The sequence below is a fragment of the Persicitalea jodogahamensis genome (genome assembly GCF_014651615.1).
GTDB classification, from domain to species: domain Bacteria; phylum Bacteroidota; class Bacteroidia; order Cytophagales; family Spirosomataceae; genus Persicitalea; species Persicitalea jodogahamensis.
Window position 1 is genome coordinate 194,378 of record NZ_BMXF01000005.1, and the last position, 14,902, is coordinate 209,279.

Annotated in this window: 7 protein-coding genes; 1 reads left to right on the forward strand and 6 read right to left on the reverse strand. The window is 53.2% G+C overall.

The features are described 5' to 3' along the window. Nucleotides 1-32 precede the first annotated feature (32 nt). The 6 genes from IE117_RS22045 to IE117_RS22070 form a co-directional block, all read right to left on the reverse strand. The gene (locus IE117_RS22045) at nucleotides 33-2,459 is read right to left on the reverse strand and encodes an ABC transporter permease (protein ID WP_189567329.1); all 2,427 of its coding nucleotides are present in this window, start codon (nucleotides 2,457-2,459) and stop codon (nucleotides 33-35) included. A 140-nt stretch (nucleotides 2,460-2,599) separates the two neighbouring features. Further along, nucleotides 2,600-5,032, reverse strand: a complete 2,433-nt coding sequence (locus tag IE117_RS22050) for an ABC transporter permease (RefSeq protein ID WP_189567331.1) — start codon at nucleotides 5,030-5,032, stop codon at nucleotides 2,600-2,602. Between the two features lie 24 nt (nucleotides 5,033-5,056). Further along, complete coding sequence (locus IE117_RS22055) at nucleotides 5,057-7,513, reverse strand: ABC transporter permease (RefSeq protein WP_189567333.1); 2,457 nt, start codon at nucleotides 7,511-7,513, stop codon at nucleotides 5,057-5,059. Between the two features lie 54 nt (nucleotides 7,514-7,567). Beyond that, nucleotides 7,568-9,958, reverse strand: coding sequence for an ABC transporter permease (locus IE117_RS22060; RefSeq protein WP_189567335.1), 2,391 nt, complete (start codon nucleotides 9,956-9,958; stop codon nucleotides 7,568-7,570). A gap of 192 nt (nucleotides 9,959-10,150) precedes the next feature. Next, nucleotides 10,151-11,581 (reverse strand): DUF5723 family protein, encoded by a 1,431-nt coding sequence (locus tag IE117_RS22065; RefSeq protein ID WP_189567337.1) that lies wholly within the window; start codon nucleotides 11,579-11,581, stop codon nucleotides 10,151-10,153. Beyond that, nucleotides 11,578-13,506 (reverse strand): RecQ family ATP-dependent DNA helicase, encoded by a 1,929-nt coding sequence (locus tag IE117_RS22070; protein ID WP_189567340.1) that lies wholly within the window; start codon nucleotides 13,504-13,506, stop codon nucleotides 11,578-11,580. The genes IE117_RS22065 and IE117_RS22070 overlap by 4 nt, the downstream gene beginning before the upstream one ends. 92 nt (nucleotides 13,507-13,598) lie before the next feature. On the opposite strand from IE117_RS22070, the gene IE117_RS22075 reads away from it, so the two are divergent. Then, complete coding sequence (locus IE117_RS22075) at nucleotides 13,599-14,873, forward strand: D-alanyl-D-alanine carboxypeptidase/D-alanyl-D-alanine-endopeptidase (RefSeq protein WP_229581295.1); 1,275 nt, start codon at nucleotides 13,599-13,601, stop codon at nucleotides 14,871-14,873. Nucleotides 14,874-14,902 lie beyond the last annotated feature (29 nt).

The following is a 14,902-nucleotide window of genomic DNA, read 5'->3' on the forward strand; positions in this document are numbered from 1 at the left end:
TTATGTATTTCAGATCAAAAGCTACAAAATATTTAGTCACTCCGCAGCGACTTCACCGGATTCATAAGGGCTGCTTTGATGCTCTGGTAGCTTACCGTGAGCAGTGCGATACATATAGCCAGCCCACCTGCCAGGGCGAAAATCCACCAACTGATTTCTATTTTGTAAGCGAAATCCGCCAACCATGCATTCATGGCATACCAGGCGATGGGTGAGGCGATGATGATGGCAACAAGCACCAGTTTAAGAAAATCCTGAGAAAGCAGTGCAACAATACTACCCACACTAGCGCCCAGTACTTTACGGACGCCGATTTCCTTCGTGCGTTGCTCGGCCATGAACGAGGCCAGTCCAAATAGGCCCAGACAGGCAATCAGAACGGCCAACCCGGCAAATATCACAGCAATGGTGCCAATGCGCTGCTCGGCCCGGTACATGGCGTCGAAACTCTCGTTCATAAACTGGTAACTGAACGGCTGACCGGGTGCTATCTGCTTCCATTTGGTTTCAATCTGTTTCATCAATGCCGGTAGGTTCGTGCTGCTGACACGGAACGAAGCTGCCCCCGAATTGGCACTGAGCGTCATGGATAAGGCCCCAATATTGCGCCGGAGCGACTCGAAATGAAAGTTTTTGACCACGCCAAGGATGGTATATGTTTTTCTGATTTTGGCTTGCTCGTCTTCAAATTGAAAGATTCTCTTTCCGATGGGGTCTTTGAAGCCAAGTACCTTTACAGCCGCTTCGTTCAGAATTATGCCCGAAGAATCGGACCCGAAGTCGCGTGAAAAATCCCGTCCAGCTACAAGGGTCATGCCCAGCGTTTTAAGGTAATCATAATCAACACCCCAGTTTTGCATGTTGATGCCTTTGTTCATGTCCGTCTGCCCTTCGGGCCAGAAAGCGTTATCGCTCCGATTGGAAGGCGTGGGCAGATAACCCGACACGCTTCCACCCACCACACCGGGCAGCCGCATCACCTCCTGCCGGAAGCTTTCAGCCTGTTTGCCAATGGCATGCACATCCTCGATGGTCACTACCTGATTGCGGTTGAAACCCACGTTTTTGGTTTGGATATAGGAAATCTGACGGTAAATGATAATCGTCCCGACAATCAGTATCACCGACATAGCGAACTGAAAAATGACTAAGCCGCTCCTTAAGCCGGAACTTCGGAAGCTCGTGCTTACCCTGCCTTTTAACACCGCTATCGGTTTAAACGATGAGAGGAAGAAGGCTGGATAGCTGCCTGTCAATAAACCGACTACAAAAGGCAGAGCAATGAGCCAGGGCAACTGATACGGCGAAATCAAATTCATAATATTTAACTCCTTCGCGGCAATGCCGTTAAAACCCGGCAAGGCCATTGCCACCATCACTAGCGCCAGCAGCATGGCCAGTATGGTTATCAGGATGGATTCAGTCATGAACTGCCCGATAAGTTGTGGCCGCTCCGACCCCATCACTTTCCGAACACCCACTTCTTTGGCCCGGTTGGACGAACGGGCGGTGGCTAAATTCATGAAATTGACGCAGGCAATCAGCAGGATAAACAGAGCCACCGCCGAGAAAATATAGACGTATTGAATATCTCCATTGGGAGCCAGTTCGACCTGCTGTTTAGAGTGCAGGTGAATGTCAGTGAGCGGAATAAGCCAAAATCCAATTGTATTGCCTGCTTTCCTGAATTGAGACAACGAGGAGCCTATTATTTGCATCACCTGCGGTCCCATATACTTCTCGATGATGGCATCGAAGTTTTTGGCAAACGCCTGTGGGTCCGTGCCAGGTTTCAGCAAAACGTAGGTGTGGTGATTGTTGCTGAGCCATTGACCCCACGTATAATCGTCGTTGAGCATGGTGAGGAAAAAATCACTGTGAAAATGGGAGTTCTTCGGCATATCCCGCATTACACCGGTCACTGTGTAGGCTTGTTTGTTGACGAACACCAGCGTCTGCCCCATCGGGTTCCGATTGCCAAAGTGCCGCTTTGCCGCCGATTCGCTGATGACCACCGTATTGGGTTCGGCCAACGCCCGTTTGGGGTTGCCCGCTACGAGTGGCAGCGTAAACACCTCGAACAGAGTAGAGTCGGCAAAGGTGATGTTGTCTTCCCGTAAATTTGTCGATTCATCCTCGCGTTTAACCAACCACGTCCCGCGATTATGCAGTCGCACAAACTGCTCGACCTGCGGGTAGTCTTTTTTGAGCGTCGGGCCGATAGGATCGGGTGATACGGCGAAGTGCATGTCGTTCCCGCCAAATTTGATATCGGCCTGGATACGGTAAATACGGTCGGCGTTGGTGTTGTATCGGTCGTAGTTCAGCTCATCCAACACGTAGAGCATGATGAGCATACAGCAGGCCAGCCCGGTGGCCAATCCTACGATGTTGATAAACGTAAGTGCCCGCTGTTTGCGGAGCATCCGGAAGGCGATTTTAAGGTAGCTTGTAAGCATAGCTTCTCATTATGATCATTACGTCAGGAGTTGGGTCAAATGGGTAACGGCTCTGTGGTGGATCAAGAAAAAAATCGGAGAACGCCGGTTGACGGCACGAGTTGCCCGCATGGACCGTTAACCGAAAGCATAGGATTCATTCATTCACTCCGTAAACTTTTTACCGGATTCATCAGCGCGGCCTTGATGCTCTGGTAGCTTACCGTGAGCCAGGCGATCACCAGCGCCGCAACCCCGACGCTTGCAAATATCCAGGCGTTTATTTCGATGCGGGAGGTGTAATTGTCGAGCCACTTCTGCATGCCGAACCAGGCCAGCGGCATGGCGATGAGCAGCGCTATCAGCACGAGTTTAAGAAAATCCTTTGAGAGCAGCATAACGACCGAAGCAACCGTGGCTCCCATTACTTTACGAATGCCGATCTCTTTGGTCCGCTGTTCGATGACCAGCAGGGCTACTGCAAAAAGTCCCAGGCAGGATAACAGAATCGTGATGCCGGAGGCCATGACAAAAATCTGGGTAAGCTGCTCTTCATTCTGAAACCATGCGTCGATATTTTCATCCAGAAACGAAGCCATGAATTCGGCCTCGGGGGCCACCTCCCGCCAAATTTTCTCCAGCTTGTTCATGGCCCCGGACAGGCTCTGATCCGACACCCTGACAAAAACATAGTTGATTGCCTCCGAATGAGACAGGTGCATCGTAATGGGTTTCCGCTCCTGCGTGACCGAGTACAGGTAAAAGTCAGGGACCAGGCCAATGATCTGATAGCGCGACCCGGATGTATCGGTTTCGAAGTACTTCCCCACCGGGTCCGCTTCTCCGATTTGTTTGGCCATGCTCTCGGTAATAATCACGCGGTTGGTGGAGTACGTTGGAAAAGCCGGATCGAACTCCCGACCTCCGAGCAGCTTGATCCCCAGGGTTTTGAGATAATCATAATCGACGAGCAGCCAATCGGTCGATACTTCCTTTTCTTTGTAAGTGAAGCCCAGCGATACCCGCGAAGTCACTTTATCTTTTCCCTTCCCCAGGTTAACCCCACTGCCCGTCACCGATACAATCGAAGGGTCATCGGCCAGGCGGTTCCGCATCCGTTGCAGTACCTGGCGGCCATCGGCCCGGTTGCCAATCGGGATGCTGATGACCTGTTCTTTTTGAAAGCCCAGCGGGAGTTGGCGTAAAAATCGGAGCTGCTGCACCGCCACGACCGTACAGCAAATCAGCAGGCACGAAATGGCAAATTGCGTGACGATTAGTGAATTGCGCAATCCGCCAGGACGCTTTAATGAAAGTTTACCTTTCAAAACCATGACGGGGTTAAATCCGGCCATTTTCAAAGCCGGATACCCGCCCGCGATGAACGTTACCAGAAGAAACACGCCCAGCATCAGCAGGATAAACCCTTTCTGCATCTGGATGATATCCGATAAGTCGATTCTGGCACCGAAAGTCGCATTGAAGAGCGAGATCAGTTGAAAAGCCAGTAAAATGCCCCCAACAAAGCCCGCGAAGCACAGCAGGACCGATTCGCCCCAAATCTGAACGAAAAGCTGTTTTTTAGTCGCGCCAACCGATTTGCGAACACCCACTTCCCGCATGCGGGTGAAGGAGCGGGCCATGTTCAGGTTAATGAAATTGATGCAGGCAATCAGCAGAATGAATAGCCCGATGCCAACAATGGCGTACACCACCGCGATGGGGGTACTTTTGCCGTTCGATATTTCTTTGCCGAAATGAACATCCGCCATATTCTGTAGGCGTATGGCAAAAATATCCCCCTGCTCGTCCGGTTTAGCCCCCTGGCTTTTCAGCTTATCGATGTTAGACGCATAGTACTTTTTGGCAAATGATCTCAGTTTGTTTTCAAAGGACTGTTCCTCGATTCGGGGAGCCAGCTTGAGGTAGGAGGCACCCGAATACGCATCCCAATTGTCTTTCATCGCGTGGTAACTACCCGTGCTTTCGATCCGGATCAACGCGTCAAACTGGATGGAGGAATTGTCCGGCACATCGCGGCAAACGCCCGTGATCTGGTAGTTCCGCTGGTCTTTCCCTCCGCCCACCTGCAATTGCTTGCCGATGGGTTCTGCGTCACCAAATACCGACCGGGCCATGCTTTCGGTAATAATCATGGCATTCAAGCCCCTCAGGCTTTCCTCCCGACTACCCTTGATCAGTGGAAATGTAAAGACATCCAGAAAGCCCGAGTCCACGCCCACCACCATTCTGTCGAGACTCTTTTCCCGGTAGGTCACCAGGCTTTTGGTTCCGCTCCAAATCCGGGTAGTTGCCGCCGCTTCATCGGAAAACTCAGCCTGCAACGCCGGAACCAACGGCAGGGAAGTAGCCGCCGAACGGTCCGTTTTTTCGGCATTGTTTGTCACAAAGTACAGCTGGAAAATCCGGTCGGAATCCTCGTGAAAGTTATCGAAGGTCAGCTGCCGGTAGGCCGTGAGAAATAAAAAGACGCATACGCAGAAGGCCACCGAAAGGCCGACTACATTGATGGCTGCGTATCCTTTGCTTTTCCAAAGGGTACGCAGGGCTATTTTGAAATAATTTTTGATCATGGCTGTTAAGGCTAGTTGTTCTTTTTACTCCGACCGAAGACTTTTCACCGGATTCATCAAGGCGGCTTTGATACTCTGGAAACTCACCGTCAGCAGTGCAATGCCTACAGCTCCGGCGCCCGCCAGTAAAAACATCCACCATTCGATGTCGACTTTGTAGGCAAAATCCTGCAGCCACCGATTCATGAAGTACCAGGAAAGGGGCGTAGCGATGACGATGGCAGCCACCACCAGCTTTAAAAAATCCTTTGAAAGCAATGACACTATGCTTACAACGCTGGCTCCCAGCACTTTCCGCACGCCAATCTCCTTGATCCTCTGCTGGGCGGCAAATGCAGCCAACCCGAACAAACCCAAGCAGGAAATCAGAATCGAGATGATCGTGAAAGAGTTGACTATGCGGGCGGTTCGCGCATCAGCCGCGTAGTTCCGCTGAAAATCTTCGTCCAGAAAACTGTATGAAAACGGCTCACCGGGTACCAGTTCGTTCCACCTGGATTCCATAAAGGGAAGTACTTTGCTCACATCCCGGGTATCGACGTGGGCGACAATGTACTTGAAATCATTGCCCGTATGCAGGAAAAAAGCGTAGGGCTCGATGGCCTGGTGCAAGTCGGCAAAGTGGAAATCTTTCACGACGCCCACAATCTCAACCATGCGGGTCGAGCCATCTTCGTTGCTGTTGAAAGCGAGCTTTTGACCCACGGCCTTTTCCAGGGGAATGGCGAATTTTCGGATGGTCGCCTCATTGACGACCATCCGGTAATTGGTATCTCCCGGAAATTTTTCCGAAAGCAGGCGCCCCGACGCTACCTTGAAGCCCATGGTCTGCATGAAGTCGGGCGCTACCCAGTTCGTTTTCATGACCGCCGCCTCGTTGATACTCTGGTCGGGTCGGTACACCGACATATCGCTGGGATTCAGGATACCCGGATAGTACGAAGTACCTGAGGCGCCGGCTACCTGGCTATTCTGCAATAGCTCACTCCGCAAAGCGCCGTAGGCCTGCCGGGCCTTGTCACTTCTCAGGGGAATCACCACCTGCTGTTCTTTGGTAAAGCCGAGCGGCTGATCGCGCATGAAACTGATCTGACGCTGGATGACCAGCGTCGCAACCACCAGGCCGATCGAAATCACAAACTGGAACACCACCAGTCCTTTCCGCAGCGTGGTGGCTGAGGCAGAATTGACGAATTTCCCTTTGATGACATCCAAAGGGTTAAATACCGATAGGTAGAAAGCCGGGTAACTACCCGCCAACAATCCCGTCAGCAGGGCCAACGCGATAAAAGCCAGCACGTTTTTTGCACTCAACAAATCCGAAAAGGCCAGAGATTTATCGGCCAATTGGTTGAAAACCGGCAGCACCAACACGACTGCCGCCACCGCAATGATCAACGCCAGAAAAGCAAGTACCATCGATTCGCCCAGGAACTGACCGATCAGCCCTCCTTTTCCCGCGCCCATCACCTTGCGCATTCCCACTTCGGCGGCCCGTTTGGCCGACCGGGCCGTGGCCAGGTTCATGAAATTGATGCAGGCAATCAACAGCGTAAACAGCGCAATGGAACCTAGTACATACAGGTAGGTACTGCTGGTAGTAGGCGTAATAATCTCGTTGATTCGATCAAACAGATGAATATCCTGTACGGGCAGTAAGAACAGATGTTTTTCTACCCCGGCGGCCTTCAGATCCTTACCGGCGTATTTTTCTACGAAGGCAGGTAGTTTAGCGTTGAACTTTGCCGGCTGAGTACCCGGCTTCAACCGCAGGTAGGTGTAGAACATATTGTTGTTCGTAAAATCCTGGGGTTGTTCCCGCAGGAAACCACCCACCCAGCCAGCCGAAAGCGGGAGAAAAAAGCGGGCATTGATATGAGACCGGGTACTTTCATCACGAAAAACTCCCGTTACGTTGAAGACCTCCCCGTACCCGCTCGAACCACCAATCCGGAGGGTTCGATTCAGGGCCGGTTCGTTGCCAAACAGCTTGCGGGCAACTTCCTCGGATAGCACCACCGAATGAGCATCATTCATCGCGGTGCGGGCATTCCCTTCCAGAAACTGGTAAGTGAACACATCGAAAAATGTAGAATCAACCTGATAGCCCTCGGTTTCGTAAAACGATTTCACGGTCATTCCCTGCTCCTGTACTTTTAGCAAGGCGATGCCTTCCAGAAAATTTTTCCATACCCGAGTTACCTGCACGACTTCGGGATACTCGTCCTTGACAGCCTGGGCGTAGGGAGAGGGCGCCCGGGGATTATCCATTTTCTCGCCGTTGCGCTCGTTCTCGCTGCGCAACAGGTAGATGTCATTGGCAAACTCGTGGTGTTTATCATAGGCCAGCTCGCTGTTGATGTACAGCAGCAGCAACATGCAGCAGGCCATACCCACCGACAAGCCAAAGACGTTGATGGAGGAAAACAACTTGCTTTTGCGCAAGTTGCGGATGGCGATTTTGAGATAGTTGGTGAGCATAAAAGTAGTATGATATGAGCCAGTAAGCTGATAGAAATTAATTTTGGGGATTTATCACTCACTCCGTAAAGACGTCACGGGATTCATCAGCGCCGCCCGCACCGCCTGGTAGCTTACCGTGGCAAAGGCGACGAAAAAAGTACCCAACAACGCCCATATGAAAACGCCTGCCCCAAACTTGGCCTGGAACTCAAAATCGGCCAGCCAGTTGCGCATCAGCCACCACGCCAGCGGGGCGGCGATGACAAAAGCAATCAGAATCAGTCGGCCGAATTCTTTGCCGAATATCCAGAGGATTTGAGCGATGCTGCTGCCCAGTACTTTACGGATACCGATTTCCTTGGTTTTCTGCGCCGCCATGAACGACACCAGCCCGTACAGCCCAAGGCAGCCGATGAACAATGCCAAGGCCGAGAATGTCTGAATCAGTTTCAGCATCAGTGCCTCGGTTTCGTAGAAGGAAGCGATGTCGTCGTCCAGGAACTCGTAGCTGTAAAGCTGGCCGGGATGGCTTTCCTTCCACGCCTTTTCGATCGCGGCCATCGTGGTAGTAAGGTCGGCCGCATTTAGTTTGATAGCATAGGTGTTGTATAAACCCGGGTTCGTAAAGATCGCAATGGGATTGATTTCTTCATGAAAGGACAGGTCGTGAAAATCCTTGACCACGCCCACGATCAGACCTTTATTATCGCCATTGCTGACGACTAATGTTTTTCCGAGCAGTTCTTCGGGCGCTTTCAGGTTCAGTTTCCGCGCAAAAGCTTCGTTGACGATCATTTCCCGAGCCGAGTCAGATGGGAAGACGTTGCGACCCGCTACGAGTTCCAGGCCGAAGGTCTCGAGGTAGTTTGCGTCCGCGGCCTTCACCGACACCCTGAATTCCTGCTCCTTGGGATCGTTGTCGTAATAAGGAGTGGTGTTCCAGTTCGAATTGTTGGAGGCAGGAGTGGCAAAGCACATGGTGACTGATTCGACCCCGGCCAACTGCTCCAGCTCACCCTGCATCGTTTTTCCCTTCTGGTAGTCGGCGGCAATCGGAACCGTGACCACCGCGTCTTTGTCAAAACCAAGATCAGAATTTACCGAAAAACTCATCTGTTTGGCAATCACGATCATGCCGATTACCAGCGCCTGCGACAGCGCAAACTGCGTAACGATCAACGCCCGGCGCGTATTGAAGCCGCCGATATGCTGCTGCGACAGCTTGCCTTTCAAAGCCACTACGGGCTGGAAACCTGCCAGAATCAGGCCGGGATACGAGCCCGCCAAAAAAGTCACTAACAGCACCAGGGCCGGAATGAACAGCAACAGTTGCCAATCGTTCAGGATGTTGAAACTGACTTCCGAGCTAAACCAGATATTGACGTAGGGAAGTACCACTACTGTGAGTACCACCGCCAGTAGCAGCGCCAAAATCGTAATGACGGCTGTCTGGGCAATAAACTGCCAGAATAATTGCCCGCGTAAGCTGCCCAGCACTTTCCGCATGCCCACCTCTTTGGCGCGGTTGAGGGCCTGTGCCGTGGCCAGATTGATGAAGTTGACGCAGGCCGTCACGATCAGGAAAATGCCGATGAACGAAAGTACCCACAGGTTCCGCTTCGACATGGGTCCGCCGTAGTCGGCATTGAAATGGACGTCGTCAAGGGGTTGTAGCTTATAATGATGGACGTTGGTGCTGGTAGGGCGGTACTTGGTCACGTAAGCTGGAAAAACCTTCTCGACCTGCGCCACCGCTACCTGCGGGCGCAACCGCACGTAGCATCGCATCCCGCTGGTAATGCCCCCCCAGGCGTCGTCCCCCGCCAGCCACTCATTGTACTGTTTGAGCGTAGGGTACGAGACAAAAATCTCCGTTTTCTGATCGGTATTTTTGGGGAAATCTTTGAGGATACCGGTAATCTTGGCGTCTATTTTATCCCCGAACTGAAAAGTTTTATTGATCGGATTTTGGTCGCCGAAGTATTTTTTGGCCAGGCGCTCCGTGATGATGGCGGTATTGGGCTCAACCAATGCGGTTTTCATATTTCCCAGTACCAGAGGAAAATTGAAAATATCGAAGTATTCGGATTCCACGATGGCCACACCGCCTTCTTCCTTGAAAAGCTCGATTTTATCGCCATCTTTCACCGTAATGGTCATGTCTTCTTCGCTGGCAATACGGGCTACTTTCTCCGCGAAATCATAATCTGCCCGAAAAGCTTTACCCAACGGACTCGGCACGCCTGGCGTATAGGAAATGACATCGCGGTGCTGCTCGGTGACAATGCGGTAGATGCGGTCGGAATCCGCATGGAAGTCATCGAAGCTCAGGTGGTACTTCACCAACATGAAAATAAGCAGCCCGCAGGCCATACCCAGCGCCAGGCCGAGGATGTTGATGGTGGCGTAGGTTTTGTTACGCCGCAGGTTACGCAGGGAGGTTTTCAGGTAGTTGGAGAGCATATTTCGATTGGAGTCAACGGTAAAAGATCAACGGCTTTGCGAATTGGAGTTGGCCATTTCATCGTTGAAAAACTATGCCGGATATTCAACTAACTGAATATCAATACAGTCACAAAACTAAACTGTCCGATTCCGAACACTTTGGTTCGAAATCGGACAGTACCTTCAATACCTATTTTTTGATTTCAACCCTCACTTTCGCGGCTTAAACTGCCAGACCGAAAACCCTGCGTACAGGTAGGTCGCCCGCAGGGCGGCGGGATCTTTGCGGTTCAGGAAGCCACCGATATTGCTAAATCCTACGTGAATAGGGCCGAACCGCGCCAACGCGCCTACCATCATCTTGCGGTTGCCTTCAATGAATGTGAGCGGCAGCGAGAAGTCCGAATCCTCGTTCTCGAAGCGGGGCGTGATGATGAGCGCATCGGGCTGGGTCATGTCCAGGGGACTTGCGGGCGCGGCACCGTAGCGTTCGGTCTTGGCTACGTTGAGGAAAAAAGATTTGACCAACTGTACATCCACATCCCAATGCAGCGCCGCGGGCAGGCGGGCTTCGCGCAGCAGTGTGGTTTCGCTTTGTACCGGCAGCACCTCGGCGAAACCTTCCGCGCCCCGATCGGCAATTGTTTCGAGTTCTTTCTGGCCAATCACCGCGCGGCTTTGACTGCCGGAAACTACCCGACTATCGGGGCTTCGGTAGCGGATTGCTCCCAGATCGGTGAGGGAAGCCGAGAAACGAAGCAAGTACCCGGGTCGGGCGTCGTCGTCCGTTTCCAGATGATGCCAGTACGAGCCCAACTCATAGGTTGCGCCCAGGTCGTAGCCCCAGCCGCTGCCGTACCTGGTGGTGTTGGTCAGTTCGCCCAGCTTCCAGGGGGCATTGGGATGCGTGTAGCCGCTTTCGTAAGTGAAGTTATTTAAGACTAACTCTTTCTCATCCGCCTCGCCACCCGGCATGGGGCTGATTTCGTAGCGATCTGCTGAGCCTCTCAGGTAGCTGGCTCTGGCTCCAAAAATGTACTTGGCCGTGGCCCCCACTTTTAATTTGTGCGAACGCCAGTTCACGAGTTGCAGTCCGTACGAAAAACTGGCCTCCGAAAAACTTTGCTGGCCCAGGTCGAAGTGGCCCCATTCGCCCGCACCGACGGGGGTATCGGGCGTGTCGAGCCGTTTGAAGTACATCCGGCGGATATCCTGGGGCAAATTATGGCCGTACACGAATCCACGCGACCGTAGCTGGACACCGAAGCCATGATTTTTCCCTACCGAAAACATCACCGAAGGTAGCCTAATCTCGCTAGCCACGTACAGCGGATCACCCTGCGAAACCGAACCCATCGTCCGAGACCGACCATACAATTCTTTGGTGGAGTGCGGCACAAGTTGCGGATACAGAAAGGCGTTTTCTCCAAAATAATAGAAGTACCGATTGTTGACCGTACTGCCGACCGTGATCAGGTTGATCTGCCATTTGTAGCGTGAGCCCGCCAGCACGGCCGGATTCTCCGTGGCGCGGTACAAGCCGCCGTAGTTGCTGATCGACAGGCCGGGAATCTGCTGAGCCAGCGTGGGGCCAGCCATTGAAATAAGTAGGAGGGGGAGAATTATGAGATGCTTCTTCATGAAAGCTGCGCGGCATTTAGTGTGAGTTTTCCTTGTTCATCGTACAGAACCAACTCCTGTTCGACCAGTTTTCGCACAACTTGCAGCAAGTTTTTTTCGGGAACCTTGCCAAAAGCTTCGCTAAGCGCGCGTGGGGAGATGGGGCCATTATTGTGTAAATAAACGACCAATTGCTGCCTCAGCGCGTCCGAATCTTCGTGAACGGTCGCGGACTTCTGTCGTTTCAGGCAATTGTCACAGACGCCGCAGGGCTGGCCGTCGCGCTCGTCGAAGTAGTCGAGCAGCAGCAGCGTGCGGCATTGCGTCGGGTGCTGGGCGTAGTGCACCACGGCGCCTACTTTACGCAGGTCGCGGTCTTTTCTATTTTCTATTTCAAAAATATTGAGCGGCAAATGCTCCGCGTCGAAGCGCGGCGTCAGAAAGGTGAGCTGGGGCTGGTCGCGGCGCTTTTCGTAGTCGATGATTTCACGTTCCTGCAAAAACCGCAGCCTGTTGGCCACCTCGGGTAGTTGGGCGTAGAAAGCGCGGCCAATCTCACCCTCCGAAATCCTGACGTACTCCGAAAAAAGCTCCCCGCCATACATTCGCAGCAGCATTTTCAGGAACGAATCGTAGTCGGGATACCGGATCTGGAAGTCGTATAACTGCTGCTTGTCCACCAGCAAATGCAGCTTCGACGACTCGTTGATGGCGTCGCTGAGTTGTAAGAACCCTTCCTCCTGAAGCAATTTGAGGGCATAGTGCGTTTCCGAAAGATTCAATCCAAAGGTATTGACGAACTCATGCATGTCCAGGCTGTGACTCGTGAATTCGCCCGCGCCCACGGCCAGTTTGAAGTAGTTGGCCAAAGCCTGATACACCCGGCGCAGGGTCTGGATCGGCGGGTACTGCCGCTCCACCGCCTGGGCAAGGTCATCCGTGTCTTTGTGGTTGTAGAGGGCCACGGCGTACGCCTTCTTGCCATCCCGCCCAGCCCGTCCGGCCTCCTGGTAATAGGCTTCCAGACTGGCGGGCAAGTCGAGGTGGACGACGGAGCGCACGTCGGCCTTGTCAATACCCATGCCGAAGGCATTGGTAGAGACCACGACGCGCGTCTGGCCGCGCTGCCAGGCCATTTGCTTGGCGCTGCGGTCCGCGTAGGGCAGGCCCGCGTGGTAGTAGTCGGCGCGGATTTTCTGGCGTGAGAGCCACTCGGCTACCTGCTGCGCCCGGCGGCGGGTGCGTACGTAGACGATGGACGTACCGGGGACATTGGTCAGGATTTGTAGCAGTTTGCGTTCCTTGTTCTCTTCGTAAAAGGTCGAGTAGGACAGGTTGGCGCGGGCAAACGACTGCCGGAACACCTGCGGCTGCTTCATTTCCAGCTTATCCAGAATATCCGCCTGCACGTCCGCCGTGGCCGAGGCCGTGAGCGCAATGATGGGCACACCGGGCAACAAATCGCGAAACTCGGCGATGAGCAGGTAAGCCGGGCGGAAATCGTAGCCCCAGGCCGAAATACAGTGCGCCTCGTCCACGGCCAGCAGCGACACCTTCATCAATTTGGTGCGCTCGATCATGATTTCGGTCCGCAGCCGCTCCGGCGACACGTACAGAAACCGCAGTCCGCCGTGGACGCAATTGTCGAGCGTGACGTCAATCTCGCGCCGACTCATGCCCGAGTGAATCGCCGCCGCCTGAATGCCGCGCTTTTTCAATTGCTCGACCTGGTCTTTCATCAGGGCAATCAGTGGCGTCACCACGATGCACACGCCCTCCTCCCGCGCCAGAGTCGGCACCTGAAAACACAGGGACTTCCCCCCACCCGTAGGCAGCAGCACCAGCGTATCGCGCCCGTCCAGCACCGACCGCATGGCCTCTTCCTGCACGGGCCGGAAGGCGTCGTAGCCGTAGTAGTGTTTTAAGATGGGAAGAAGATCGGTCATGAAATTTTAAAGATGTGGTACAGATGGCTCGCCCGTCTCGGCAAAGTACCTAAATATTATAGTACATTCGCAGAGAAGAAACTCTGATACTGATGACTAAAAAATTCTTACCCGTACTTTTACTAACACTCTCCGGCTGCTCTGTCTCCCACTATATTCACAAAGAGGTAAAAACCTCACCCGTGCTGTCACAGCATCATGTGGGCATTTCGGTCTTCGATCCGGCCAGGCAAAAAACGCTGGCCTCCTACCAGGACGACCACTACTTCACGCCTGCTTCCAACACCAAGCTGTTCAGCTTCTACTCCGCTTTAACGGCTTTGGGCGATTCAATTCCGGGGCTACAGTACCAGATTCAGAACGACAGCCTCATCTTCCGGGGTACGGGCGACCCGTCACTGCTGCACCCCGATCTGCCGACCAGCGCGGTAGTTGATTTTTTAAAAAACAGACCGGAAAAATTAGTCTTCTCAACGGCTAATACCGACAATCCGGTTTACGGACCGGGCTGGTCGTGGGACGATTACAACGACTACTACCAGGCCGAGCGCTCGCCATTGCCCGTATATGGCAACATCGCCCGCTTTACCAGCCCATCGGGTCTGTACGTGCGGGTGCAGCCCGAGTTTTGGCAGGATTCTCTGGATCTGGACACGACCGTCGTGGGTTTGGTGCGGGACCGCTACCGCAATCACTTCCGCCGCTCGCTCAACGCCCTGCCATCCGGCTTGGAGCAGGATATTCCCGTCCAGATGTCGAATCCCTTAACCGCCAAACTGTTGTCGTGGGAATTGAAGAAGAAAGTAACGCTGATGAACGAAGCTTCTTTGGATCAATGGAAGACGGTATACAGCATTCCATCCGATTCGCTTTACAAACGCATGATGGAGGTGAGTGACAATATGATGGCCGAACAGACCATGCTGCTTTATGCCAGTGCCCACGACCTGCCGCTCAACACCACGCAGGCCATCGAACACGCCAAACTCAGCATCCTGGCCGATCTGCCCGATCGCCCGCTCTGGCGCGATGGCTCGGGGCTTTCCCGCTACAACCTCTTTACGCCCCGTACGATGATCGCCCTGCTGGGTAAAATCTCCCAAAAAATTCCGCAGGAAAGGCTCTTCAATATCCTGCCGGCGGGCGGTGCCACGGGTACTTTGCGGAATATGTTCAAGGGCCAGGAAGCCTTCGTCCACGCCAAGACGGGCAGCTTGAGCAATGTCTATTGCCTGAGTGGTTACCTTATTACCAAAAAGGGGAAACTACTGTATTTCAGTTTTATGAACAACAACTTCGCCCGTCCCACCACCGAAATCCGCACGGAAGTAGCGCGGATACTGACGGGGTTGCACGATAAGTACTGAAAGCTTTGATCTTGGTGAAATCTCTCTGG